Annotated in this window: 27 protein-coding genes and 1 pseudogene; 3 read left to right on the plus strand and 25 right to left on the minus strand. The window is 50.4% G+C overall.

What is annotated here, in order from left to right; translation table 11 throughout:
* Window positions 1-235 precede the first annotated feature (235 nt).
* From BMW55_RS08235 to BMW55_RS08255, 6 genes are all read right to left on the minus strand, one after another.
* On the minus strand, window positions 236-1,351 hold the full coding sequence (locus tag BMW55_RS08235) for a mandelate racemase/muconate lactonizing enzyme family protein (protein WP_089967206.1): 1,116 nt from the start codon (window positions 1,349-1,351) through the stop codon (window positions 236-238).
* A 254-nt stretch (window positions 1,352-1,605) separates the two neighbouring features.
* Window positions 1,606-3,027, minus strand: coding sequence for an FMN-binding glutamate synthase family protein (locus BMW55_RS08240; protein ID WP_244527494.1), 1,422 nt, complete (start codon window positions 3,025-3,027; stop codon window positions 1,606-1,608).
* Window positions 3,014-3,307, minus strand: coding sequence for a hypothetical protein (locus BMW55_RS08245; protein WP_089967211.1), 294 nt, complete (start codon window positions 3,305-3,307; stop codon window positions 3,014-3,016). Before BMW55_RS08245 ends, BMW55_RS08240 begins: the two co-directional genes overlap by 14 nt.
* A 204-nt stretch (window positions 3,308-3,511) precedes the next feature.
* The gene (locus tag BMW55_RS08250) at window positions 3,512-4,123 is read right to left on the minus strand and encodes a YczE/YyaS/YitT family protein (RefSeq protein WP_089967213.1); all 612 of its coding nucleotides are present in this window, start codon (window positions 4,121-4,123) and stop codon (window positions 3,512-3,514) included.
* A 311-nt stretch (window positions 4,124-4,434) separates the two neighbouring features.
* A complete protein-coding gene (locus tag BMW55_RS19330; RefSeq protein ID WP_170839820.1) occupies window positions 4,435-4,578 on the minus strand; it encodes a hypothetical protein in 144 nt (47 codons plus the stop codon).
* A 157-nt stretch (window positions 4,579-4,735) separates the two neighbouring features.
* Complete coding sequence (locus BMW55_RS08255; protein WP_089967214.1) at window positions 4,736-4,948, minus strand: hypothetical protein; 213 nt, start codon at window positions 4,946-4,948, stop codon at window positions 4,736-4,738.
* Window positions 4,949-5,107: 159 nt separating this feature from the next.
* Between BMW55_RS08255 and BMW55_RS08260 the strand changes: the two genes are divergently transcribed.
* Entirely contained in the window at window positions 5,108-5,542 is a 435-nt protein-coding gene (locus BMW55_RS08260; RefSeq protein ID WP_089967216.1) for a DUF2243 domain-containing protein, read from the plus strand.
* 998 nt (window positions 5,543-6,540) lie between these two features.
* Here the strand turns inward: BMW55_RS08260 and BMW55_RS08270 are convergent.
* The 6 genes and pseudogenes from BMW55_RS08270 to BMW55_RS08295 form a co-directional block, all read right to left on the minus strand.
* Window positions 6,541-6,855 (minus strand): DMT family transporter, encoded by a 315-nt coding sequence (locus BMW55_RS08270; RefSeq protein WP_089967220.1) that lies wholly within the window; start codon window positions 6,853-6,855, stop codon window positions 6,541-6,543.
* Window positions 6,855-7,241, minus strand: a complete 387-nt coding sequence (locus tag BMW55_RS08275; RefSeq protein ID WP_244527495.1) for a DMT family transporter — start codon at window positions 7,239-7,241, stop codon at window positions 6,855-6,857. Before BMW55_RS08275 ends, BMW55_RS08270 begins: the two co-directional genes overlap by 1 nt.
* A 148-nt stretch (window positions 7,242-7,389) precedes the next feature.
* Window positions 7,390-8,916 carry a YifB family Mg chelatase-like AAA ATPase gene (locus BMW55_RS08280; protein WP_089967223.1) on the minus strand — a complete coding sequence of 509 codons (1,527 nt, stop codon included), beginning with the start codon at window positions 8,914-8,916 and terminating at the stop codon, window positions 7,390-7,392.
* A 198-nt stretch (window positions 8,917-9,114) separates the two neighbouring features.
* A complete protein-coding gene (locus tag BMW55_RS08285) occupies window positions 9,115-10,236 on the minus strand; it encodes a metallophosphoesterase (RefSeq protein ID WP_089967555.1) in 1,122 nt (373 codons plus the stop codon).
* 221 nt (window positions 10,237-10,457) lie between these two features.
* A complete protein-coding gene (locus tag BMW55_RS08290) occupies window positions 10,458-12,029 on the minus strand; it encodes a BCCT family transporter (RefSeq protein ID WP_089967558.1) in 1,572 nt (523 codons plus the stop codon).
* A 52-nt stretch (window positions 12,030-12,081) separates the two neighbouring features.
* A pseudogene (locus BMW55_RS08295) lies at window positions 12,082-12,618 on the minus strand (aldehyde dehydrogenase family protein); the annotation flags it as partial.
* A 37-nt stretch (window positions 12,619-12,655) separates the two neighbouring features.
* Between BMW55_RS08295 and BMW55_RS19865 the strand changes: the two are divergent.
* Window positions 12,656-12,877 carry a M20/M25/M40 family metallo-hydrolase gene (locus BMW55_RS19865; protein ID WP_342027744.1) on the plus strand — a complete coding sequence of 74 codons (222 nt, stop codon included), beginning with the start codon at window positions 12,656-12,658 and terminating at the stop codon, window positions 12,875-12,877.
* 360 nt (window positions 12,878-13,237) lie between these two features.
* A complete protein-coding gene (gene ilvA / locus BMW55_RS08305) occupies window positions 13,238-14,503 on the plus strand; it encodes a threonine ammonia-lyase IlvA (protein WP_089967228.1) in 1,266 nt (421 codons plus the stop codon).
* 61 nt (window positions 14,504-14,564) lie between these two features.
* On the opposite strand, the gene BMW55_RS08310 is transcribed toward ilvA, so the two are convergent.
* From BMW55_RS08310 to smc, 13 genes are all read right to left on the minus strand, one after another.
* The gene (locus tag BMW55_RS08310) at window positions 14,565-14,930 is read right to left on the minus strand and encodes a YraN family protein (RefSeq protein ID WP_089967230.1); all 366 of its coding nucleotides are present in this window, start codon (window positions 14,928-14,930) and stop codon (window positions 14,565-14,567) included.
* 17 nt (window positions 14,931-14,947) lie between these two features.
* Complete coding sequence (locus BMW55_RS08315; RefSeq protein WP_089967232.1) at window positions 14,948-15,742, minus strand: ribonuclease HII; 795 nt, start codon at window positions 15,740-15,742, stop codon at window positions 14,948-14,950.
* On the minus strand, window positions 15,717-16,616 hold the full coding sequence (gene ylqF, locus BMW55_RS08320; protein ID WP_089967234.1) for a ribosome biogenesis GTPase YlqF: 900 nt from the start codon (window positions 16,614-16,616) through the stop codon (window positions 15,717-15,719). Before ylqF ends, BMW55_RS08315 begins: the two co-directional genes overlap by 26 nt.
* 153 nt (window positions 16,617-16,769) lie before the next feature.
* Window positions 16,770-17,330 (minus strand): signal peptidase I, encoded by a 561-nt coding sequence (lepB, locus tag BMW55_RS08325; protein ID WP_089967236.1) that lies wholly within the window; start codon window positions 17,328-17,330, stop codon window positions 16,770-16,772.
* Between the two features lie 91 nt (window positions 17,331-17,421).
* Window positions 17,422-17,775 (minus strand): 50S ribosomal protein L19, encoded by a 354-nt coding sequence (gene rplS / locus BMW55_RS08330; protein ID WP_089967238.1) that lies wholly within the window; start codon window positions 17,773-17,775, stop codon window positions 17,422-17,424.
* A 113-nt stretch (window positions 17,776-17,888) separates the two neighbouring features.
* Complete coding sequence (gene trmD / locus BMW55_RS08335) at window positions 17,889-18,650, minus strand: tRNA (guanosine(37)-N1)-methyltransferase TrmD (protein ID WP_425283829.1); 762 nt, start codon at window positions 18,648-18,650, stop codon at window positions 17,889-17,891.
* Complete coding sequence (gene rimM / locus BMW55_RS08340; protein WP_089967240.1) at window positions 18,647-19,174, minus strand: ribosome maturation factor RimM; 528 nt, start codon at window positions 19,172-19,174, stop codon at window positions 18,647-18,649. Before rimM ends, trmD begins: the two co-directional genes overlap by 4 nt.
* Before the next feature lie 34 nt (window positions 19,175-19,208).
* Window positions 19,209-19,436 (minus strand): KH domain-containing protein, encoded by a 228-nt coding sequence (locus BMW55_RS08345; RefSeq protein ID WP_089967242.1) that lies wholly within the window; start codon window positions 19,434-19,436, stop codon window positions 19,209-19,211.
* 42 nt (window positions 19,437-19,478) lie between these two features.
* Window positions 19,479-19,736: a 30S ribosomal protein S16 gene (rpsP, locus tag BMW55_RS08350; RefSeq protein ID WP_089967244.1), complete on the minus strand. Its 258-nt coding sequence runs from the start codon at window positions 19,734-19,736 to the stop codon at window positions 19,479-19,481.
* A 37-nt stretch (window positions 19,737-19,773) separates the two neighbouring features.
* The gene (ffh, locus tag BMW55_RS08355) at window positions 19,774-21,123 is read right to left on the minus strand and encodes a signal recognition particle protein (protein ID WP_089967246.1); all 1,350 of its coding nucleotides are present in this window, start codon (window positions 21,121-21,123) and stop codon (window positions 19,774-19,776) included.
* A 24-nt stretch (window positions 21,124-21,147) separates the two neighbouring features.
* A complete protein-coding gene (gene ylxM, locus BMW55_RS08360) occupies window positions 21,148-21,480 on the minus strand; it encodes a YlxM family DNA-binding protein (protein ID WP_089967250.1) in 333 nt (110 codons plus the stop codon).
* 96 nt (window positions 21,481-21,576) lie between these two features.
* Entirely contained in the window at window positions 21,577-22,578 is a 1,002-nt protein-coding gene (gene ftsY, locus BMW55_RS08365; protein WP_211663661.1) for a signal recognition particle-docking protein FtsY, read from the minus strand.
* Window positions 22,579-22,591: 13 nt separating this feature from the next.
* Window positions 22,592-26,182: a chromosome segregation protein SMC gene (smc, locus tag BMW55_RS08370; RefSeq protein WP_089967255.1), complete on the minus strand. Its 3,591-nt coding sequence runs from the start codon at window positions 26,180-26,182 to the stop codon at window positions 22,592-22,594.
* Between the last annotated feature and the right edge of the window lie 53 nt (window positions 26,183-26,235).

The raw sequence follows: 26,235 nt of genomic DNA on the forward strand, positions 1-26,235 counted from the left end.
ATATCGTCTTCATCTTTTTAATCAGACCTTCACAGTTCCGGACGTAAGTCCCCTGACCATGCTCCCAACGCTCCCTGCCATTCAGTCCCTTGGCGAACGACATTTTAGTTTGCCTGGTCAACAAATTAATAAAAAAGAGAATGGGAATGAATAGAAAGTGCTTTCCGAATCCATCCCCCGCTGAAACGGAACGATCAGCCTACCCTCGCAAACAATCAAACGTCATGATGGATGTTTAATAACTTCTTCCATCCCACATGTATTTTTTGATGATTTCTTGGTTGATCTCCACTCCTATGCCAATCCCTTTGGGAAGAGTAAGAAATCCATTTGACGGCTGAAGTGGAATCAGTTGCGAAAAGGGATTTTCCATCACATCCCACTCAACGGGTTCAACCGAATCAGTTTCCATTTTTGTCCACGGCGGCAAGCATGACTGGGCAAATGCCATATATAACCGGGAGAGGGCTCCGTCAAAAGCATGGGGGGAACAACGAACCCCATAAGAGCGGGCCAGGTTTAACGTATTCCTAAAGTCATCAACACCAGGATGATGATTTAAATCCGGCTGGATAATATCAAATGATCTTTTATTTAACAACGGAAGAAACTCCCGTGTGCTCTGAATATTTTCCCCACCTGCTACGGGCATTGAAAGGCGATTCCTTAACATCCGGTATTCCTCCGTCTGATGAAGGGGAAGCGGTTCCTCAAACCAGAGCAGATTCGCCGATCCGGAAAAGAAGCTTTCCCATTGGCAAGCGGTAGAGTAGTCGTAACTTTGATTGGCATCAATGGCCAATTGGATGTTCCCTTCAAATTTTTCTTGTAAGAGCCGGATATGTTTTTGGTCTTCCTGTAAGGAACGGCCCCCGACTTTCACTTTGACCTGTTTATACCCGTCCAGGACACTCTGCTCTACCAGATGCAGAGAGTGATTCATCCAGTCCGCATCCTCGCTGTAGGATTGAAAGGAAGCATATACCGGCACTTGATCCCTCCACGATCCTCCCCATAAATCGCAGACGGATAACCGGGATGACTTGGCGATGATTTCGGTTAAAGCCATGCTGACCCCGGATGCGATTCTCTGGTTCCACTTTTTTATGACATGAACCAGCTTATTTTTTTGCGTTGCTTTTTTTCCAATTAAAAATGGAATGATCCGTTCACGAAACCCAACATCCAGGGTTGGAAGCCAGTCGACAACTTCCCCCCATCCTTCGATTCCCGATTGGGTTGTGATGCGGAATAAGTAACAGGACCGATAATATTTATATCCATTTGCATCACCGTAAGGTTTTGTTAATCGGCAAAACAATGGAAATGTGTCGATTTTGCTAATTTCCACTATGTTCACCTCCACATGGCTGGATTACTTCCCTTCCGTTAACAGTATGGAATCTTGGCATGGATCGGTTCACTTTGGTTTTCCACCAAGTCAGCCATCACAGTGACAACAGGTATTTGAAACCAGAATTTCTGAATGCATGAACCTTTTGACAAGATGAAAGAGGCCTGAATTAGGCCCCGGCGGAAAAAGGAGGTGAAGTATTGCCAAATGGATACTCCTTCAGATGAGCCGCTCGCTCTTCACTCAACTTCTCATTGCAGCGGTATGGATGTTTGCTCATTCACTTGCAATTGGAAATCACCAAACACCATTTGGGTCTCCTCGAAGAAACGATCCTGGTTTTCAGGGGCGACATAACCCAGCTGGATGCCCGTCGCCTTGGCAATAAACGGGTCGATGGTGCACAAATCCGATTTGGTCAAGTCGGCCAGAGCGGTTTTACCCAGGGAAATGGCAACCAGTTCCATTTCACGCACACAAGCGTTCAAATACCGAACCAGATTCATCGCGCCTTGATCAACATCCAGTCGGTCCGTCATTTTTCCCGTGTAAACGAGCAAACTGGTAGGAGGTTCAAAGGGAGTGGCTTTCACCATCTGTTCGCTTACCAGTGCCATCAGGGCCGCGGTGCCGATGTACACAGCGTCCGCTCCCAAGGCGAGGGCCTTCAGCATTTGCCCGGGGGTAACCAGGCCTCCCGTGACAATCAGGTTGACATCGCCAACAGCTCTTTTTCTGGCCAGAAACTCCGATGCCCGTGTCACCGCAAAGAAGGTAGGTAAACCGACATCATCCTGCAGAATGGGCGCTCCTCCGTGCGTTCCTCCTTCAGCCCCGTCCACCGTGATAAAATCAACTCCCGCTTCCAACGCAATCTGCAATTCCCGCTCGAGATGATGCGTGGCGGCTATTTTCAAGCCGACCGGGACGCCGGTTTCATCGCGGAGCCGCCTGACCAACCGGATAAATTCTTCCTTGGAGTTGACTTCAGGCAATCGGGAATGAATCCAGGCGTCTTCCCCTTCGCGCAACCCGAAAACCTCCCGGAAATCTTCCCCGATATTGTGGGCGGCGGTCCGTTGAGGGGATGAACCCTGAGCGCCTTGTCCCAATTGAATCTCAATCGCATCAAGGAGCTTGTATTTGTCGGGCTGATTCATCCATCCCCCCCGGTTGTACTGGCCGATGAACAGGCTGGCTGCTTCCCGTTCTTCTTTCAAGAGGCCCGCTTCTCCGGAATTGGTGGCCGTGCCGACGGCAGTGGCGGCTTTGGCCAAGGCTACTTTGGTTTTTTTGCTCAATGCTCCGCCGAAGGACATGGCGGCAATCATGATGGGGATGGAAAGGGTCATCGGTTTTCTGGCGCGGCGTCCGATCGTGACGGATGTGCTGATCCCGACGTTTTCAGGAGTGGGAAAACGGAAGAGGTGAACGGGATTAAACAGGATCTTCTCCCACGGGGACAAATGAACAGGGCTTCCCAGCGGGCGGGAAACCGGAGTTCCTTGATTGGCCCGCATGGTAATCTCCATGAGGTTGGTGAGGCCTACCTTCTTCGTGACAGGCACCATTTCAAACAGGTTTTCTATGTATTGATCCCGGATGACCCGTGTAATCGCTTCATCTACCGTTTCGTTGATCACGGATCGTATCCATCTCTCAATGAGTTTCATCACGTTTGGAACGCCCTCCCCATTCGCCACGCTCCAGCGCGTTTTTGATACTTTCTACCTGTTGCGCCATTGCCAAACACATTTGCTTGATGGTCCCAAGCTGTCTGGCGGCATTTTGCTCTTCAACGGCAATGTCAACCAACTCACGATGGTCAAAGTTGGTGAGCTTGTTAAAATGTTCTCTTTCGATGGTTGACAATGTTCCCGCCATCGTTTCAATGCGGTTCAATTCGGAGTGGATGTAAGAAAGTGTTTGTTTCAAGTCTTGAACGTTTTCCATATGCTTGTACACCTGCCCTAGTGATGTTGCTGTCCCCGGTCGAAACCTCGGGGAACGGTCAGAACAAAACGAGAAGGCCCGGACCGTGAATGCTCCTTCCTATTTTCATTGGCCGGCCGAGCTGCTTTCCACTCTTCAGGATTTCCCTTCCGGTCTAAAATCATACCAAGCCGTCAAATGATGGATCACTGCTCCCTGCATGTTTTACTTTTTTATACGGGTAATGACGGCCCTTTCCATCCGGGGGGTAAAAAACTGTACCAGCGGACCGCTTAAAAAGGTATAAATCAACGTTCCCAGGCCAATCGGCCCCTGTAACAGGACAGCAAATACCAGAGCACCTGCATCCCCTAAAAATTTGGAGGCCATCAGGCTCAAGCCAAAGCGGTCACAAAGAGCCATCATGAATTGGTCAGCAGGAGTAAGTGCAATTTCTCCCTGCAGGTATATACTGATTCCGAACGAAGTAACGAATAGCCCCAGCCAAAAAATGAGTACTTTCACACCTGCTTCCACTGGTTGAAAAGAAATCAGCTGCAACCAAAAATCTATACACAAACCGAGGATGAATACAGTCATGAACGAAAGGAAGTCAGTCCGGCATTTCATCAAATATGAACTTAAAATAATAAAGATGACTCCGAAGATGATCAGCCATAATCCCACAGATAAACCAAAATGACGGGTCATCCCCACATAAAATCCGTCCCAGGGACCGGTTCCCAAATCGGAAACGATCATCAAAGCGAGTCCCAATGATTGCAGAACCAGACCCGCTATGTACATAACGATTCGGATGACGGCTTTGTACATCATACGGACAACAACCCTTTAAGAAGTGATCGATAAAATATATGTACAAGTTCCATCAAATAGGCCGTTCCCTTTATCAAAGTTTTTTGAGCGAACTCACCGTGGGAGACCGGACACGCAAGAGAGTATATGTGGGATTTTAAGCAAAACTCAAAAATTATTCATCCCAAGTCCCCCCGATTCGCAGTATAAACTGCTCCTCACGAAAAAGGAGCTGAGTTCTTGGGCTTTACTGGACAAAGCTGAGAAATACACAAAACCCCGTCTCTTTTTGAATCAAAGAGCGGGGTTTGTCATCATGCTGAAGTACCGAATTATACAACTCCGTACTGGACTCCGGTAGTTGGTAAACTCTCACTGTGTCCACGAGTTTTGCCATCTCCACCGCCGCCGCCACATCCGGTTGCAAGAGCCAATGCCACGATAATCGTCAAAATAGTAGCCAGCCATTTTTCCATATGATTCATCCTTTGTTTATATGGTTCAGTTCAAACAGGCTTTATCCCAATTTCTCCGGTTTGTCAGACCGGAGACTCTCCGAATAAGCTGATGTCCGGTCTTCCTATGTCAGAGTTTGTACGCAGACTCTTCTCCGATCGACAGCGGCCCCAATGATTATCTTCCCGAATATTGTGTAGACTGATCAGGCCTGGCCGGCCGAGACATGATCTCTTGAGCCAACTGTTCCTGCACCGATGTTGGTTGGTATGTTTGTTGAGATTGAGTTCGTTCCGTAACCGTCGCTTCCAAATGTGATAACCGGTCTTTTAATACACTTAACTCGTCACGTAATTTTGTAAGCTCATTGAGCATTTCTGTTTCCGTCATGATCCAAACACTCCCCATTCATAATAAAGAGATTTATTGGGTTAGTTTGATCAACAGACCTGTAATTCATCCCTGAAATACAAATCATTTTGTAGCGAGTTCATGGTACTGATTAAGAGTTGAGGGATTGGATCACACTTACTCATAGGAGGTGTTGGGATGCGTAAACTCTTTTTGGGCGCATTTCTGTTTGGTGTGGGTGTGATTGGCATGCTTGACGGTATCATCTTTCACCAACTGTTGCAATGGCACAGTATGGTGATGTATCGAACCAAGCCGGATCAGGTGGTCAGTGACGGAGTCTTTCACTTGGCTGTTACCACGGTCTGGTTTGTGGCGACGCTGTTGGTGTTGCATAGTGACCCTCCAACCGCGCCCCCGCAGCGCCGGACATTTTGGGGTGGGTTTCTGCTTGGCGGCGGGCTGTTTAATCTGATTGAAGGAATTGTGGATCATCATCTGCTGGGAGTTCATCATGTGAATGAGTATGCAGCCAACCCACTCGGCTACGATTTGCTGTTTGATGCGGTTGCCGTCGGGATGATCGGTTGGGGATATTTTTTAACGCGTAAAGGCAAAAAAGTACGGACGTGATGGTTGCCACAATTCAAAAGGGATGATAACAAACCATTGCCGTTATCCGTCCCTGTTTGATACGGTGTTCTGAGGTCTATAACAAGTACTTTCCACATTACTTTCTTCACAGTGCATTGTAAGGGAGCATTACAAATTTGCGGAAAATGAATGTGCGGAAATGCGTTCACTGCAAGCCTGGATTATGAAACCGGCCGCCTTTTCCAAAGTACTTCCACCTGGGTTTCCCCGATCACCCCGCCGATCGCCTTCACGGCCGCTGCATCCACTTACGAAATAAGCCACCATGGCAAGTGTAACTACAAGGAAAAATAGTTTTTTCACGGACTTCAATCCTTTCAAAAAAGCTGGATTCGTCGGAATGAGAGAAGAACAAGTGCTTCAACGGATGGTTTGAATGAGTTGAAAATGCGCTCAATTTTTCTTCCTATCCTGTTCCCCTTGTCTGTCCTTTGCGATGCCATATTGAAAATACGATTCATTGATTGCATCCGTTACAGGCTGATCCGGTCTCTCGGAAAACATTTCGAAACTGAATTCCGTTGTATAATCGTTGCTTTGAATCGCATCTGCTTGTTTTTTTGGTCTGTCCTTGTTCATGTGGATCTCCCTTCTGATCGCTACCGTTGTTTTATGTTAAAGTTGCCCAATCATTTGCGTATTATTTGACCAATTTATAACAGGAATCACCCAATGATGATTTACTATTCAGCAAATTCATCACAGGTAAAACAATCTCCCCATTTAAAATCGAAAACATGAATTTTACCCAAAAAATAATTTAAAGCCAGCGGATTCATCCGGCCGGCTCTCTTCATATTATTTCCTTTTTTGCGCGATTTCAGCAACTCTTTGTACCACAAACTTGTTCACTGACGCAGCCGATTCACGGCTTTCGAGTGTTACACTCGCACGATCGTCGCCCATTTCACTTCTCCTCCCTGTCCACCAGGGGATCGAACATACCGGGAGAAAAGGAAAATCTTTTGAAGCAGCGTTTATTCCACGAACTTCAATGCGATTACACAACCGATGATTCCCGCGATGCACAGGATGCGAAGGGGGTGTTTCGATTCTTTGAAGAAAATCATGCCCACGATGGCTCCACCGACCGTACCGATCCCCGTCCAAACGGCATATGCGGTGGAAAGCGAGATGGTTTTCATTGCCGCCATCAGCAATTGGAAGCTGATGACAAAGGCCACGATCATCAGGATGTTGTTGGTCCAGTTGTCGTTTTCCGCCACCCGTTTGATGCCGATCACGCCGACCACTTCCAGCAGTCCGGCCAGAATTAACAGCCACCATTCCATCAAGTTCGTTCCCCCTCTCCGCTGGTCAGCTTCAATCCGATGATGCACAGGAGCAACAAAAGGACAAGGGAGATTTTCATCCAGCTGATGCCTTGGGAAAATACTGCTTCGACCGCAACGGTCCCGATGGTGCCTATCGCTGTAAACACAGCGTAAGTCGACCCGACGGGAAGCACCTGGGATGCTTTGATGATCAAATCGAAACTCACCAGGAGAGAGAGGACCACCACAATCGTGGGAACTGCTTCGTATTTGAAACCCGAAGCCCATACGATTTCCAGCGCCCCGCCGATCCATACGTATGCCCAGGCCCTGTTTTTGCTGATCGGTTTCTTTTGTCGTTTTGGTGCATCTTCCACGGATGGTTTCGTTTCTTCTCCGCTCAATTTTTGTCACTTCCTTTTCGTTTTGTTCTCACAAACCCCATCCCTTGCATCCATTGGCATCCCTTATTGTGTAAACTTCCTATCATCCAGGATACAGCCTGTATCTGTTCATGTGTACCCCGGATCTTATTCTGCTTTCTTTGGGCATCTATTCCCAAAACTTCCGGTCGAGTGCCCGGTACTGGATCGCCTCGGCCACATGCTCCGCCCGGATCTTTTCTTCCCCCGCCAAATCCGCGATGGTACGTGCAACTTTGAGAATGCGGTCATGGGCCCGGGCACTTAATCCCAGGGTATCAAACGAATGTTTCAACATTTGCCGGGAATCCGGGTCCAAGGCGCAGTATCTGCGGATATCCGCCGTGCTCATCGCGCTGTTCGCCAGGTATGTTTTTCCTGTAAATCGTTCTCTTTGAATCTCCCTGGCCCTGTTCACTCTTTCCCGGATCGACTCGGAAGGTTCCCCGGAAGAGGAAGAAGAGAGTGTTTTATAATCGACTCGCGGCACTTCGATATGAATATCGATCCGATCCAGGAGAGGGCCTGAGATTTTGGACCGATAACGTTGCACCTGGTATGGTGTGCAAGTGCACGAACGATCTTCTTCGTAGCCAAAAAATCCGCACGGACACGGGTTCATTGAAGCCACGAGCATAAATTCGGCCGGATAGGTAAGGACCGCTCTGGCACGCCCCAGCGTGACTTCGTGATCTTCAAGAGGCTGACGCAACACTTCCAGTACGGTTTTGGAAAACTCGGGCAACTCATCGAGGAAAAGCACCCCCCGATGAGCGAGGCTCACTTCACCCGGTTTCGGAATCGTTCCCCCGCCTACGAGTCCCGCTGTGGAGATGGTGTGATGTGGTGAACGAAAGGGGCGTTCCGTAATCAAACGCCCCCTCTCTTTAATCAACCCTGCTATGCTGCAAATCTTCGTCACTTCCAACGCTTCCTGTAACGTCAACATCGGTAAAATGGTGGGGATGCGCCGCGCCAGCATCGTTTTACCCGAGCCCGGAGGCCCGATCAAAAGCAGGTTGTGGCTGCCCGCTGCCGCCACTTCCATCGCCCGCTTGACGTGTTGTTGTCCTTGAACGTCGGAAAAATCAACCGAAAAATAGGGAACATCTTCCTGCGAATGGACTTCAACCGGGCCCGGCTGCCATTCATTCCTGAAATATTGAACGGCTTCCTGCAGCGAGCGGACCGGAATAATCTGAACTCCCTCAACGAGCGCTCCTTCAGTGGCATTGGAATAAGGCAACATCACCTGTCCAATTCCCCGTCCCTTGGCAGCCATCACCATGGGCAATACGCCTGATAATGGGCGAAGCGATCCGTCCAATGCAAGTTCTCCGATCAATACCATAGGTTCTTTTGACTCAAATTTGCACTGGCCACTGGCTGCCAGCACTCCAATTGCAATTGCCAAATCAAATCCGGAGCCTTCTTTTTTCACATCCGCCGGAGCCAGGTTGGTGGTAATTCGTTGCAGCGGAAAGCTGGCTCCGCTGTTTTTGATGGCCGCCCGAACACGTTCCCTCGCTTCACGGACAGCCGAATCGGGCAGACCCACGATGTCAAACATGGGTAACCCGTTGCTGATATCGACTTCCACTTCGACCAGAAATCCGTCAACTCCAAGCACACTGGCACTTAACAGCTTCGCGTACAAAGATGTTTCCTCCATCGTAAATGTAGGTATGATTCCGCTTTTATACTTTCAGTGCCAAATATAAAACTCCTGCTAATTTTCGACAGGTTTCGGCTTTTTTCTTAAATCGTCAATGGGAGAAAGAGGCCGCATCAGGCGCCAAGCGGCGGATGCGCTGGCAAAGTTAACTGGATTCATTGCCAACAGCTTTAGAGACTCTCACTGGATACCGTAATCTTTGGCAAAAACCATATGTGTTTCAACGAGAACATCATCGCAGTTTTCATCCAGATGGAAGACCCGGGCACCACGCAACCTGTTCTTTTCAGCGCCAGGAAGTCCATAACTTCTGAATCCGACACTGCCGGAATAGCCGAGCCAAACTCCGTAATAGTTGCCAACGTAGGTATTCACATGGTCATGACCGCAAAAAACTCCCTTGACGTCTCCCCTCTCCAGTATGGCTGCAAACATACCGCTGTTGAACGGTCCGGGGCTCTCATCTTCGTTTCTCTCCCCGACAATGTGGTGCTTTTGTACAGCATAGGCATGATTCTCATCTCTCCGCTCATCTACACTGGCGTACCACATAAATCTGAACTCCCAGAGCGGGATATGAATAAACATCAAAGAGGGAATCTTGCGTCCAAACTGCCTTTCCAGCTTCTTCGAAGTCTCATAATACCAACTTACCTGGTCAAAACGGAGCCAATCCCACTTGGGATATCCTGTAAAATCCTGACCGGCAATTGTTTTCGGTGCACATCTTCCGCTGTCAAGCAACCACAGGTTGAACACTGGTTTCCCGCCTGTGCAATTCCAGATCAACAGGTGCATGTTCCCGGTTCCGGTAATGCCTTTCACACCAGGAAGGTTGACATTGTGTGGATAGGATCGATAGATATCCAGCATCGCTTCCTCATCAAGTCCGCTGGTCGGGGCATGGTCCTCATCATGATTTCCAAAGGTAATGACCCAATTGATCCTCTTTTTTTCCATCGGTTGGGCAATGTGATCAATGGCATTCCTTACTTCATCAGGCGTATCACAGCCACCGGCAATCATGTCGCCGTTATGCACAACCAAGTCCGGCTTCTCCTCATCAAGCACTTTTTCCATGAGCTGCAGAGTTCTGGGATCGATGTTCCCATCATCCTGGGAATCGTTGAACTGCACGATTTTAAACGTTCCATCAGGGTTAAATTGAAGTTTAGAATGGACTGGAAGCATTGCATGCTCAGTTGGTTCGGCCGGAGCGGAGTTTCGGGATAAATTTGTTGAAACAAATGTGGTTGAAGCAGTTTCCGTTACTCCTGGTTTTATCAAATGACGTCTGTTCATTCCTTTGTTTGAATTTGGATTCTTCACATAATAAACCTCCTCCGATTTGTAATCAAATTTTTGAGAGCGAAGCTATTTATAGACTACCAAACACATTTGGCGTAATGTTAAATGATATCCATGTTTTCTCCATAAACAAAAAGAAACGCAAGGCAAACGTGCGTTTCTTTTTGATTCGTTCTGTACTTTTTGACTTTTTGACAAAATCCGTTTCAGCACAGTCAGGACAACTTCGCCTTCCGTACCGGCACATCTTTATTTTCGGATTTCGAATTCTCCGTTTGCTGATCCATCATTATTGAATCCCGGCGCAGAGCTTTTAAAACCGAGATACACATCAGGATCAATATAAAAGTAAACGGAAGAGCGGAAACTAAAGCTGCCGTTTGCAAACCTTTTAAACCGCTGCTAATGATGAGCACAGCGGAAATGCCCGCCATCAGAGAGCCCCAAATCACTTTTGCAATCATGGACGGATTCAGGTTCCCGTTGGATGTCATCATACCGAGCACAAATGTGGCCGAATCAGCAGATGTAACAATAAAAATGGCGATCAGGAGCAGTGAAAATACCGACAGCACAGAATCGAACGGAAGTTCATTCAGCATGACAAACAACGCAGTTGTCACATCATTCGAGACCGCACGGGCAATCGAAGCGTTTTCAAACAAATCCATATGCAGCGCCGTTCCCCCAAATACGGCAATCCAGGCCATGGCAATCAACGGGGGAACAATTAAAACACCGAAAACAAATTCGCGAATCGTCCGTCCTTTGGAAATACGTGCAACGAATGCTCCGACGAACGGAGACCATGCGATCACCCATGCCCAATAAAAGATGGTCCAGTCGCGTACCCATGTCCCTCCATCATAAGGGGTTAGATAAAAGCTGCTTTCGATAAAATGCTGGATATAATCGCCAATCCCGAGTGTAAATCCGTTTAAGATAAAAACCGTCGGACCTGCGAAGAGCACATACAACATTAACGCCACGCACATGCCCATATTTATGTTGCTCAAAATTTTAATCCCTTTATCGATTCCCGTGATCGCAGATGTGATATAGAGCGCGAACAAAACGGCTATGATGACAAGCTGTACCCATGTGCGATCAGGAACGGAAAAAACATATTTCAGTCCGCCGTTAATTTGCAAGACAGCCATTCCAAATGAAGTGGCGACGCCGATGACAGTCGCAATAACGGCCAAAATATCGATCGAATTTTTAAAAACCCGACGATCCGGCTTTCCGGTTAGAGGTGTCAAGGTTGAACTGACCAGTGAGTTGCTGTGTTTGCGGTATTGAAAATAGGCGAGTGCGAGCCCGGCCACGGCAAAGACGGACCATTGATGGATTCCCCAATTGAAGAAAGAATAGCGCATCGCCAGGCGAGCCGCTTCCGCCGTCTGTGGTTCAACATCTTTAAAAGGAGGGGAGGCAAAATGGGTCATCGGTTCGGCGACGCCCCAAAAAACCAGTCCCGCTCCGAAACCTGCGGCAAACAACATGCTGATCCAAGAGAAAAAGGAATACTCCGGTTGTTCGTGATCAGGCCCGAGTTTTACCCTGCCATACCGGCTAAAAGCAAGGAAAAGGCAGAAAGCTACGAAGAATGCCATCGAAATCAAGTAAAACCAACCAAAATGGATGGTAGTAAAATCAAAGAAAATGGAGGCGTATTTCGCAAAATTTTCAGGTGAAACAGCTCCCAAGATGACAATAACCAGAATGGTGATCGAGGAAACCCAAAAAACCACATTATTATACGATGATGGTCCTCCATTTTTCAAAAGAATCACCCTTTCCCCGCGTCATCATACACCGATCGACATGCCCTGATTTTTATTTGGAAAATTTGAAGCATACAACTTTTGGTTCTGTCATTTCCTGAAGCGCAAACTTAATCCCCTCACGTCCCAAACCGGAACCTTTCACTCCTCCAAACGGCATGCCGTCAATCCGGTAGTCACTGCTGTCGTTGACCATGATGCCACCGACATCCATTCGTCGGATCGCTTCAAACGCCTTCTCCAAATCCCGCGTAAAAATTCCTGCCTGCAAGCCATAGTTGACACTGTTCGATTCACGAATCGCCTCACTCAGATCCCGAACAGGGTACAACGTGACAACCGGACCAAACACTTCTTCTTTGGCAAGGGTACAGCTTGCCGGCAAATCCGTTAATACCGTAGGCATATAAAAGGCGCCTTCGCGTTTGCCGCCGCATAACAGGGTCGCACCTTGTTCCAGTGCCTCATTGACCCAGTTTTCAACCCGGATCGCTTCTTTTTCGGTGATCATCGGGCCCATATCCGTATCCTCAAGCAGCTTATCGCCTACGCGGTATTGCTTGGTCCGCTCCACAAATCTGGTCTTAAATTCTTCGAATATACCTTCTTCGATATAGGCAAAAGAGGTGTTCGGTCCTGAACATACAGGGGTTATGAAACCCAGTATGGTTGGGGAAGATTTTAGCTATTATCTAAGAGAAATTCCAGGCGCTTTTTGCTTTGTAGGAGCAGGAGATCCGAACAAGCCTGTGTATCCCCATCACCATCCCCGCTTTCAAATTGATGAAAGTGTATTGCCTCTCGCAGCGGAATGGTTTTGTCGTCTTGTAATGAAGTATTTGAGTTGACCGGAAACATGCAACGGTGCTTTTTATCAGAGACTCAGGTGTGTTGACCTTCATCTCGGTTGTTGTTCATGAGGTGAGGCATCACATTGATAGGATGATTTTTCATCATCAAGTCCAATGGTTCAAGTTGATCCAATTCAGGATCTCCCTTGCTTGCCCCTCTGTATTCTGACTCCGGCCGGCTCGGGGAAATCTGAACTTCCTGATGGCACAGTTACCAGGAGTTTCCCCTTTTTTCCTCTGTGATCCCGCCAAGGTAGAATCATTACGGCAAAATTTTCTCAGCCAAATGTCCCCATAATCACACTCCATATGTTAAAATAATCTACTAATTATAGGTGCAAAGGAAGGATTCGAGTCATGAGCGGGGTCAAAACACAAAATCGAGTGAAAATTGAGGATATCATCATCGCTAATCAAGCGTTAAAAGATATTATTGTCAAAACACCCTTGCAGAGAGATCTGCTTCTCTCTGAAACCTATGGCTGTCATGTGTATTTAAAACGGGAAGATTTGCAAGTGGTGCGCTCATTTAAAATCCGGGGGGCGTACAATACGATCCGGAGCTTGTCCAAACAGGAACTGGAACGGGGTGTGGTTTGTGCGAGCGCGGGCAATCATGCCCAGGGGGTGGCTTACTCTTGCCGGTTGCTCGGAATTAAGGGGAAAATTTTCATGCCTACCACCACGCCGAGGCAAAAGGTCTCCCAGGTGATGCATTACGGGGAACCGTTTGTGGAAGTGATTCTGACCGGCGATACGTTTGACGATTCATTTGATCAGGCGATGGCGTGCTGCGTGAAAGAGAATATGGCTTTTATCCATCCGTTCGATGATTACCGGACCATCGTCGGTCAAGGCACGATCGGCATGGAAATTTTAAATGATATGGATCAGCCGATCGATTATGTATTCGTGGGAATCGGCGGCGGCGGTTTGGCGGCGGGCATCGCGTCCTACATAAAGAGCATCCATCCCCAGACAAAAATGATCGGGGTGGAGCCGGAAGGCGCTCCCGGAATGAAGCGCTCCTTTGAAGCCGGGAAAGTGATTGCTCTGGACCATATCGATAAATTTGTCGACGGAGCCGCCGTCAAACAAGTCGGGGAATTAACGTATCAGGTGTGCCGGGAACTCCTGGACGACATCATCCTTGTTCCCGAAGGAAAGATTTGTACCACTATTTTAAAACTGTACAATGAAAATGCCATTGTCGCCGAACCGGCCGGAGCCCTTCCGATCGCCGCGCTCGATTTTTACAGGGATCAAATCAAAGGGAAAAACGTGGTCTGTGTTGTGAGCGGCGGAAACAATGATATTGAGCGCATGCAGGAAATCAAAGAGCGATCCTTGATCTATGAAGGTTTGAAACACTACTTTATCATCAACTTTCCGCAGCGGGCCGGAGCCTTGCGCGAGTTTTTGGACGATGTGCTGGGGAAAACCGATGATATCACCCGTTTTGAGTACACGAAGAAAAACAACAAGGATAACGGACCGGCTCTGGTGGGAATTGAACTGAAACACAAAGAAGATTACCAACCGCTCATTGAGCGAATGAAGAAAAAAGGATTCCCCTATATCGAGATCAATAAGGATGAGCAATTGTTTAATTTATTGATTTGAGAATGCAACGAAAAGACTGCTGGACATCAGGAACCAGCAGTCTTTGTTTATGCTTCCTTGCCTAGAAAGCTCCTTCAATATGATCAATCTGCAACGGAACTCGTTCCCGGTTCAGGAGGACGGAAATCACGTCAAAGCGAATGGGCAAATGTTCTAACCGTTTTTGTTGTACATAGGCTAAAGCCAAGCGGCGTACTTTTTGCTGTTTCCGGAAGTCGACCGATTGAAAGCCAAAGCCAAACCGCCCTCCGCTGGTCGAACGCACTTCCACAAAAACGACCTGCTCCCCATCTCTGGCGATGAGATCCAGTTCGCCAAAACGGGTTGTCCAGTTTCGGTCGAGAATCGTCCACCCTTGACCGGTCAGGTATTTACATGCGGCGTCTTCGCCCGCCTGTCCCACTTCCTTGCGGCGGTCTCCTCTCATGTTGAATGATCCCCCCGTCAGCGGCCGATTCCATTTTTTGAAGCTTCCAGCAAATCGCGAACAGGTGCAAAGCTTCTGCGGTGGATGGGAGTTGGGCCGTATTTTTTCAGAGCTTCGATGTGCTCGGATGTGGCATAGCCCATATGCCGGTCAAAGCCGTATTCGGGATAACTCTGTGCCGCCCGGATCATCCATTCATCCCGGACTGTCTTGGCGATGACCGAGGCAGCAGCGATGGAATGGCTGAGCGAATCCCCTTTTACAATACCCAATTGGGGGATGGACAGACCGGGAATTTGCACAGCATCAGCAAGGATCATTTGCGGTGCGGGATCGAGCTGCAGAGTGGCCAGCCGCATCGCTTGATAGGTGGCTTGCAGGATATTGTGCTCGTCTATGTATTCCACATCCACCATTCCGATTCCGACCGAAACCGCCTCCTGTTCAATGCGTATCCGGAGTTGGTATCTCTCATCAGCAGACAATTGTTTGGAATCATTCAGGCCTGTTGCATCAAAATCAGGCGGAAGGATCACGGCGGCTGCGACAACAGGGCCGGCGAGCGGACCCCGGCCCGCTTCATCCACCCCGGCGAGCGTCTGATATCCTTTCGCCCAATATTCCTTCTCGATACGCCACATCGATTCGATTCGAGCGGCTTCTTTTTTCTTTCGCTCTTGATCTTTCAGGTAGGACTGAACCAGTTTGCGAACCCCGGCCCGCGAATCGGCAAGCAGTTCATTGATCGTTTCCTGTGAAAGGACGGGATCTTGAAGCAACCACTCTTTAATCTCCCGGATCGTCTTGTCCATCCGTTTCTCCCTCTTCCCGCTTCCAATCTTCCGGCAGTTCCAGGGTCACTCTCCCGATCCGCCCGGAACGCAAATCATTTAAAATAATTTCCGCTGTTTTTTCGAAGTTGATCTCCCCGCCCTTTTGCAGGCAACCCCGCTTTTTGCCGATTTCGGCCATCAACTCGGCTCCTTCAAAGCCGGAAAGATCCTTTAATTTGTACCTTTCGGCCAAAAGTTCGGGATAACGCTCCGACAAATATCCGACCGCATAGAGAGCCACTTCCTCCAGCGGCAAAATCTCTTCCTTGATCGCACCGCTGGCAGCCAGGCGCATTCCCACTTGGGGGTCGTCAAACTTGGGCCATAAAATACCGGGTGTATCCAAAAGTTCCAAGGTTTGTCCGATCCGGATCCATTGCTGGGCTTTGGTCACCCCCGGCCGGTCCCCTGTGACTGTCGCCGACCGTTTGGCCAATCGATTGATCAGTGATGATTTTCCGACATTGGGAATCCCCAGCACCATGGCCCGCACTTTCCGGGAACGAATGCCTTTCTTTTCGCGGGCGGCAAAAAGGGGTTGGAGTAACGTTTCCGCCGCAGGCTGAATTTGTCCCACTCCTTTTCCCGTTTGTGCATCAATGGGCAACACAGCGTTTCCTTGGGAACGGAAGTAGTCGATCCATCTTTGATTCCCCCGTTCATCGGCCAGATCACATTTGGTCAGCAAAAGCAATCGGGGTTTATGTTTCACCAGATCATGGATCATCGGATTGCGGCTGGAGAGGGGCAGACGTGCGTCCAGCAGCTCAAAAACCACATCGACCAGCTTTATTTTTTCTTCCACTTGACGGCGGGCTTTGGCCATATGTCCGGGAAACCATTGTATACTCATCCGTTGTCACCTGCTTACGAACCTAATGTAGAAAGTCATGGAAAAGATTCTGGTTTATGGTTATGTAAGTTTAGAAAAGAGCTTGATCGCCAAGCTTCTCTTGAACCATCAAGCCCTTATGTTATCCCCGTTTCAACTTGTTGTTTGTATATTCTACCACAAAAGTTTGAAATCACGGAGCGGCCAGTAGACAAGATCCGCTCTGCCTATGATTTCCTTGATGGGAACGGGACCAATGACACGGCTGTCCGTACTGTCCATACGGTTGTCTCCCAGGACAAACACATGTCCGGGCGGAACTTTTCGCAAGTTAAAGTCCAACGTTCGCGTGTTCTCATCCAAGTATGGCTCCTCAACGATCTTACCGTTGATCATCAGCTTATTGTTTTTGGCCTCGACGGTTTCTCCGGGCAGGGCGATGACACGCTTGATGTAGTCTTTGTGCTCAATCGCATGAAAAACGACCACTTCTCCCGGCTTGGGATCCCTGAGTTTATAGATCAGCTTATTGACAATGACCAGATCTCCCGTGTGCATCGTTTCTCTCATTGAAGGGCCTGACACATTAAAAGGTTCAAAAATGAACGATCGGATGATCACAGCCAGCACCACGGCCAGTGCAACAGCTCGGATCCAGTCCCAGATTTGTTTTTTTCTCGATGACGACTTCCTCTTTTTTCCAAATCGCTCTGAACGCGGAGCAAACGAGCTCATGGAAACCTCCTGATACCTGACCGTCAACTCCTGCCAAAAACGAAACAAGCGTCAAAAGGGCTTGAAGTCCAAGCCCTTTGACACTTGTTTATTACCTGTTTTCATGAATCTCTTTGATGCGCGCAGCTTTACCACGCAGTTTACGCAGGTAGAACAATTTGGCGCGACGTACTTTACCGCGGCGTACCACTTCGATTTTTTCAATGCGCGGAGAGTGGAGCGGGAAAGTGCGTTCAACACCTACGCCATAAGAAATTTTACGGACAGTGAAAGTTTCGGACACGCCACCGCCACGACGTTGGATCACAACCCCTTCGAAGATCTGGATCCGTTCGCGCTGTCCCTCTTTTACTTTCACGTGAACGCGGACGGTGTCACCCGCACGGAACTGCGGAATGTCTTGGCGAAGCTGTCCTTCGGTAACAGAACGAAGAATTGGATGCATCACACGTACCTCCTTTCGGATGGCAATATTCTTTCAGGAAATCTCCGCCGGCCATTCGTGAAGAATGGTAAGTGAACGGAGATTATTGTAACATACGGTCTGATTGAAAACAATTACTCGTCACGGGCAGCTCGGCTCTCCAGCTCTCGCAAATACGCGCGGTCTTCCTCGGTCAGAGGGGCCGTTTTTAATAGATCGGGTCGCCTCTCCCAGGTGCGGCGCAAAGCCTGCTGCCGGCGCCACGTTTCAATGCGCTGATGATGACCGGAGAGCAATACATCCGGAACACGGTAGCCGCGGAACTCCGCGGGTCTGGTGTAGTGCGGGTATTCGAGCAAGCCGGTGGAAAACGAATCGCTGGCCGCCGAGGTTTCATTGCCGAGCACACCCGGGATCAGGCGGGCGACGCTGTCGATAATCACCATCGCCGGCAATTCTCCACCGGTCAGCACATAATCGCCGATGGAAATCTCATCTGTGGCCAAATGCCGGCGAATCCGCTCATCATATCCTTCATAATGGCCGCAAATGATAATCAGATGGGAATGGCGGGCAAGCTCTTCCGCTTTGCGCTGTGTAAAAGGTTGTCCCTGGGGGGACATGAGCAGAACAGGCGGGCGTGTGTCCACACCGTTCAACAAGTGATCCACCGCTCTGAACAACGGTTCCGGTTTCAGCACCATGCCGCCTCCGCCGCCATACGGCGTATCATCAACGGTCCGGTGTTTATCGGTGGAAAAATCCCGGAAGTTGATCAATGAGGTTTCCACCAGTCCCTTTTCATGCGCTTTTTTGATGATACTGGAATGCAAAAAGCCATGAAACATTTCCGGGAACAGGGTTAACACATCAAACCGGATTTTGGACGCCGTCATGCCAGACCTTCCATCCATTCAATGGTGATCCGCCTGTTCCGGGTGTCAACCTCTTTCACAACGTCATCAATATAGGGAAGCAGAATCTCTTTTCCATTTGTCGAGGAATCAACCACCCAGACATCATTGGCCGGCAAAGAGAGGATCTCTTTCACCGTTCCAAGCTCTTCACCTTCCGTGGTAACCACGGAACAGCCGATGATCTGGTGATAATAGTACTCGCCTTCCTCTTCGTTGACAGGAGCCAGATCGCTTTTATAAACGGCCAACTGTCCTCCTTTGTAGGGTTCTGCTTCATTGATGTTGTCCCATTCCCGAAATTTCACCAACAGTGCGGATTTGTGCGGCCGGCTTTTCTCCACGGTCAACGAAAGGGGCCCGGGCAGCTTTTCATGCAAAAGAAGCAGCTTGCTACCGGGAGCAAAGCGGATTTCCGGAAAATCCGTATCGGAAAGCACACGGACTTCTCCGCGAATGCCGTGGGTTCCCGTCAGGCGTCCCACATGCAGATATTCAGCTCTCATTCCGCAACCTCCCTTTGGTACGATGAACCCAACCTCAGACGATGTCGATCCATACACGTTTGTTCTCCTTCAACGCAGCTGCGCCGACAACCGTCCGAAGCGCCCGGGCGACCCGTCCCTGCTTGCCGATCACCTTGCCCATATCCTCCTGAGCCACCGATAACTCATAGACGACAGCCCGTTCGGTGACCCGCTCCTTCACGCTGACTTGCTCGGGATGATCCACCAGTGACCGAGCAATGAATTCAATCAGTTCTTTCATGTTCGACCCTCCGGTCAGACGCTTGAAAAACAGGATGTAGGATTATTTCTCTCCGTTTTGCAAAATGCCTTCACGGCGGAACAGGCTGCGAACGGTATCAGACGGTTGTGCACCGTTGTTCAGCCATTTGAGCGCTTTTTCTTTATCGATTTTCACTTGAGCCGGTTCGGTGAGCGGATTGTAGTACCCGATCTCCTCGATGAAACGGCCATCGCGGGGTGCGCGGGCGTCGGCTACCACCAGGCGGTAGAAAGGAGCTTTCTTCGCGCCCATGCGCTTTAAGCGAATTTTAACTGCCATCTCTTTCACCTCCTAAACAGGATTTCGTTTGGATGATCTATGACATAAACGGGAATCGGAAGCCCCGTTTTTTCTTTTTTCCGCCCTTTGCCATCGCGGAAAATTGCTTCATCATCTTTTTCATGTCCTCAAACTGTTTGAGGAGACGGTTGACATCTTGCACCGTCGTGCCGCTGCCCTGCGCGATCCGCTTGCGACGGCTGGCATTGATGATCTCCGGATGCATTTTTTCTTCCGGGGTCATGGAACGGATAATGGCTTCCACCCGCCCCAGCTGCTTCTCATCCACTTGCAGGTTTTTGAGCCCTTTGATCTGGCCCGCACCGGGGAGCATCGAAAGCATATCTTCCAACGGCCCCATCTTGCGAACCTGCTGAATTTGATCGAGAAAGTCATCAAAAGTGAGCGTCTGAGTCCGCATTTTCCGTTCCAGCTCTTTGGCTTTTTCCGCATCGACTGCCTCCTGGGCTTTTTCGATCAGGGAGAGCACGTCTCCCATACCGAGGATCCGGGAAGCCATACGGTCCGGATAAAAAGGTTCCAGCGCATCCGTTTTTTCACCCAAACCGACGAATTTGATCGGACAGTTGGTCACCGCCTTGACGGACAGGGCGGCCCCTCCCCGGGTATCCCCATCCAGTTTGGTCAGTACCACACCGGTTAAGCCGAGCTCGCGGTTGAAGCTCTCGGCGACGTTCACCGCATCCTGCCCGGTCATGGCATCGACGACCAGCAGGATTTCGTCCGGCTCGACGGTGTCGCGGATTTGCTTCAGCTCATCCATCATCGCTTCGTCGATATGCAAACGCCCGGCCGTATCGATGATCACATAGTCAAACCCGTCCTGTTTTGCTTTTTCCACCCCTTCGCGGGCGATCCTTACCGGACTCTCCTTATCTCCGAGGGAGAAGACAGGCGCATTCAGGTCTTTCCCCAGCACTTCAAGCTGCCGGATCGCCGCCGGGCGGTAAACGTCACCCGCCACCAGCAACGTGCGGCGGTTTTGTTTCATCAAATAGCGCGCTAACTTACCGGAGGTTGTCGTTTTACCGGCACCCTGCAAACCTACCATCATGATTTTCGTCGGCGGACGGCCGGCTTGTGCCAGCTTGCTTTGCTCGCCCCCCATCAGTTGGGTCAGCTCTTCGTTCACCACTTTGATGACCTGCTGGCCGGGGGTCAGGCTTTTCAGCACCTCCTGTCCGATCGCGCGTTCTTTCACGCGGTCGACAAAGCTCTTGACAACCTTGAAGTTGACATCTGCTTCCAGGAGGGCCAACCGAACCTCACGCATCGCCTCTTTGACGTCCGCTTCGGTCACTTTTCCTTTTCCGCGCAACTTCTTCATGACGGCTTGCAATCGTTCGGACAATCCTTCAAAAGCCATGGTGCCACCTCCCCCTATCGGCGTTTAATCTATATCGACCATCCGGGTTACATACGGTTCGGCAATCGACCGGGCTTCCGGCATGGTTTCCAATCGTTTCAACAGCTCTTGGGCAAGCTTTTGCCGTTTCAGATGCTTTTCCATCAAACCCAGTTTTTCTTCCAAGTCGGTTAACGTGGCTTGCGCCCTTTTAATGGCTTCAAATACGGCCTGACGGGAAACGCCTTGGTGTTCGGCGATCTCGCCAAGCGACCAGTCTTCATGATAGTAAAGTTCCAGCATGGCCCGCTGTTTCTCAGTCAGGAGCGAGCCGTAAAAATCATAGAGAAGGTTCATTGCAGTGGTTTTCTCCAACACGGGAGTCACCTCACATGCACCGTCAAGGCGCCAGCCTTTACAGATACATACTATAGCGGAGAACAGGGCAGCTGTCAAGTAATTTTCCTTGATAGGTTATTTCTCCGCCGCCTCCGCCTCTTCTTCCTCGATCGCATCTTTAAATAAAGCGTGCAGGAATTGAGCGGAATCAAACTCTTGCAGATCATCCGCTTTCTCACCCAGGCCCACCAGCTTCACGGGAAGTCCCAGTTCATGGCTGATGGCGATCACAATTCCGCCTTTGGCCGTTCCGTCCAGTTTGGTGAGTACAATCCCGGATACATTGACGGCTTCGCCAAATTGCTGCGCCTGAACCAAAGCGTTTTGCCCGGTGGTGGCATCGAGAACAATCAGCACCTCATGCGGCGCACCGGGAACCTCCCGCTGAGCGACGCGGTGGATTTTTTTCAGTTCTTCCATCAGGTTGACTTTGTTCTGCAACCGGCCGGCGGTATCACACAAAAGAATGTCGGCCTTTCGGGATTTAGCCGCCTGAATGCCGTCATAGATCACGGCGGCAGGATCTGCACCCGCCTGGTGCTTGATCACATCGACGCCAACCCGTTTTCCCCAGGTTTCCAGCTGCTCGATGGCCCCCGCACGGAAGGTGTCCCCGGCGGCGAGCACCACTTTTTTCCCTTCGCTTTTAAAGCGGTGGGCCAATTTTCCGATGGTGGTCGTCTTGCCGACCCCGTTGACTCCGACAAACAGGATGACGGTGAGGCCGTCTTCGTTGATGTTCAGCTTGTTCCGTTCTTCGTTTCCGGCGAGCATTTCGCCGATCATCTCGGAAAGCAAAGGCTGCAGTTCAGCCGGATCCTTGATCTTTCTCTCCTTCACTTCCGCGCGCAAACGCTCCACTAATTCCATGGTGGTTTTTACACCGACATCAGCGCCAATCAAAATTTCTTCCAGCTCTTCATAAAGGTCTTCGTCAATTTTGCTCCTGCCCTTGAACAGATCATTGACGGCCCCGACAAAAGTGGAGCTGGTTTTGCTCAAGCCTGCCATAAACTTTTGCGTCACGGACTCGGTTTTTTTGGCCACGCTCTCTTTCAACCGTTTAAAAAAGCTCACTTTTTCTTTCCTCCTATCCGAGTGCTGTCGCAACCTCTCTCTGTCCATCATACTCTTCCAACTTCACAGATACCAGCTTGGACACCCCGGACTCCTGCATGGTAATTCCATACAGCACGTCAGCACCCTCCATCGTTTGTTTGCGGTGGGTGATGATGATGAACTGCGTCTTGTTGGCGAATTCGCGCATATAGCGGGTGAAACGGGTTAAGTTGGCTTCATCCAAGGCTGCGTCCACCTCGTCCAGAACGCAGAACGGAACCGGTTTGATGCGCAGGACGGCAAAGAGCAGGGCGATGGCCGTCAGGGCTCTCTCTCCTCCGGACAGCAGGGATAAATTTTGCAGTTTCTTGCCGGGGGGCTGGGCGACGATCTCGATCCCCGTCTCCAGCAGATTGTTTGGCTCCGTCAGGTGGAGGTCGGCTCTTCCCCCGCCGAACATCTGGACAAATACGTGCTGGAACTCGGAGCGGATCAGTTCAAAATGCTCCTCAAACCGTCTGCCCATTTCCGTTTCCATCTGTTCGATGATTTCATACAGCTTTTGCTTGGCCTCCAGTAAATCCGCTTCCTGCGTCTTAAGAAAATGAAGCCGTTCCTGCAGGCGCCCGTGCTCCTCAATCGCCCCGAGATTGACTTCACCCAGGGCGGAAATCCGGCTTTTGAGGGAGCGGACTTCCTGTTCCGCTTTTTGCTGGTTTACAGGCATGGTCACTGTCTGTTTCGCCCGTTCAAAACTCATTTCATATTCCTCGGCCAGCTTTTGCAGAAGATGATTGAGCTCCACATCCAGACGGTTGACCCGTACTTCCTGATTCTTCAGCTCCGCTTCTTGTTTGCGCAGGTATTGCCGGGTCAGCCGCGCATCCTGTTCAGCGGCATCCCGTTCGCGGATCATCTCTTCCCTTTTTTGCCGCACTTCGCTGAGCCGGCATTGGATTTCTTCCTTCTTTTGGCGCAAGCGGTGAATCTGTCCGTCCAGTTGTTCCGTCTCCTGCTGATTCATCTCCTGCTCTTGCTCCAGGCTGGCAAGCTCTCCTTCGGCATCCTCTTTTTGCTTCCGCACACGCTCCAGGTCCATCCGGATCTGCTCCGCTTTTTCTTCGAGGTTGGAAGTTTCCTGTTGCAAGCGGGCAACGGTCACCTTCCACTCCGTGATTTGCTCGCCCACTTCTTCTTTGGTCATCGCCTGTTGCTTTAAACGGGACTGGCATTCTTGAACCAACCTGTCCAATTGTTCCTTTTCCCGCAAGAGCTGCTGCGTCTTTTTTTCCAACGCCTGCAAGTGATCTGAGAGGGCATCCCTCTTCACCGATGATTGCTCCTGTTCACGGATGATCTGGTCGAGATTTTCGTGAACCGCGCGCTGCCGGACGGACAGCTCCCGTTCCAGGCCACGCAGCTCCTGCTCTTTGATGCGGCGCTCTTCCCCGCGTCTGCGCACTTCTTCCCACTCTTCCTCCAGGCGATGCTTCCGCTGTTCCAGTTCCCGGACTTCTTCAGCCAGCTCCTCCGCAGCAGCCTGGGCCGCCTTGATCCTGGCTTCCAGCTCTTCCAGCTGTCTGGAACGGCCGAGCAGATTGCTCTTCGACGGCTGGCGGCTTCCTCCGGTCATCGCGCCGCCAGGACTGACCACATCCCCGTCCAGGGTAACAACCCGATAGCGATACTGTAACTGCCGGGCGATCCGGTTTGCTTGCTCCAGTGATTCGGCTACAACCGTGAGTCCCAGCAGATGGTCAACCAACGGGCGGTAACGCTCCTCCGTCTCCACCAAATCCGCGGCAATGCCCACAAAACCCGGCAAACCTTTTAGTCCGGCCAGATCGGTGGCAGAAAGCCGGCGCCCCTTCACCACATCGAGCGGCAGGAAAGTGGCCCGTCCGAGGCGTTTTTCCTTTAAATAAGCGATTCCCCGGCGGCCGGTCTGCTCGTCCTGGCAGACCAGATGTTGCAATGCTCCACCCAGAGCGGTCTCCATCGCCGCCTCGTATACGGCAGGCACGTGAATCAGCTCGGCCACGGCCCCATGAATGCCTTGCAAAGAAGGAACCCCGCGGTCTCTGGCTTTCAGGATTTCCTTCACGCCCTGGAAAAAACCCTGATGCTCCGCCTGCATCTCCTTTAATAATTCCCATTGGGAACGCAGGCGGTTTAACTCTTGCTCAGCCCGTCGGCTCCGTTCGGCAAGCGCTTTTTCTTCCCGCTCCAGTTCGCTCCTCGTCCCGGCGAGGGAACGAACTTGCTCAGCCGCTTGTTTCAACTCCGCTTCCACCGCCAGCAATTGTTCGGCGATCTCACGGGCCTGCACGGCGTGTGATTCCTTTTCTTCCGTGAGTTTTTGTTCCTGCAAGGCTAAAGCTTGCATTCTTTCTTCGATTTGTTTGAGCTGTTCCTCTGCATATTGCTTTTCACTGCGAAGGGCCACCAGCTGATTGCCCGCCTGTTGTAATTGTTCTGTGAGTCCTGCCAGCTGTTCCTCCGCATCTTCACCGGTGAGCAGCATTTTCTGACTGGCGGCGCTTAATTCCCGCTCCGCACGGTCAAGCTCCTGCTTTTTTGCTTCCAGCCTTTCTCCAACCCGCTTCTCTTCCTCCTGTAACCGGACCCATTCTTCTTCCAGCTGCTGAATGCGCTCCGCCAGTTGCATTCCGGCCGCATGGCGGTTGCGGGTGCGTTCCAGGCGAACCTCTTTCCGGCCTTCTGCTTTTTCCAGCTCTTCGCTCACGGTCAAGAGTTCGGTCTGGATCTGTTCCCAGGCTTGTTCCTGGTCATGTAACTGAAACTTCAGCTCCTCCAGTGCGGCTTCCTTTTTGCTCACCTCTGCCTGCAGGGAGACCTGCTCTTCCGTCAGCCTTTTTACGTCCCGGGTTGCTTGCTGCCACTGTTCGTGGAGCGTTTCGATCTTATGTACGTACAATCCCACTTCCACTTGCTGAAGTTCCGCTTTTAATCTTTTGTATTCCCCCGCTTTTTCCGCTTGTTCCGCCAGCGGCTCCACCTGAGATTCCAGCTCGTGGATCAGGTCATGAATCCTGGACAGATTTTGTTCCGTTCCATCCAGCTTCTTTTCCGCTTCTTTTTTGCGCGTCTTGTACTTGACGATGCCTGCCGCCTCTTCAAAGATCATGCGGCGGTCCTCCGATTTCGTGCTGAGGATCTCGTCGATTTTTCCCTGTCCGATCATGGAGTAGGCATCTTTCCCGATTCCCGTATCCATGAACAGCTCATGGATATCCTTCAAGCGGCACGCCTGTTTGTTCAGGAAATATTCGCTTTCCCCCGAACGGTAGACCCGCCGGGTGACGGTTACTTCTGTATAATCAACCGGGAGACGCCGTTCCGTGTTGTCAAAGGTAATGGAGACCTCGCAATACCCGACCGGCTTGCGCGAATCGCTGCCGGCGAAGATGACATCCTCCATCTTGGCTCCCCGGAGCGACTTGGCACTCTGCTCGCCGAGCACCCAGCGGATCCCGTCGGTGACATTGCTTTTCCCGCTCCCGTTCGGCCCGACAACAGCGGTGATCCCCGGCACAAACTCCAATTCCGTCCGATTGGCGAACGATTTGAAACCAATCATCTCCAATCGTTTCAGATACATGCTTCCACCCTCCTTTCAAGTGAGTGAACTTATATATTTTATCATAAAGAACA

The organism is Lihuaxuella thermophila (genome assembly GCF_900110165.1).
GTDB classification, from domain to species: domain Bacteria; phylum Bacillota; class Bacilli; order Thermoactinomycetales; family Thermoactinomycetaceae; genus Lihuaxuella; species Lihuaxuella thermophila.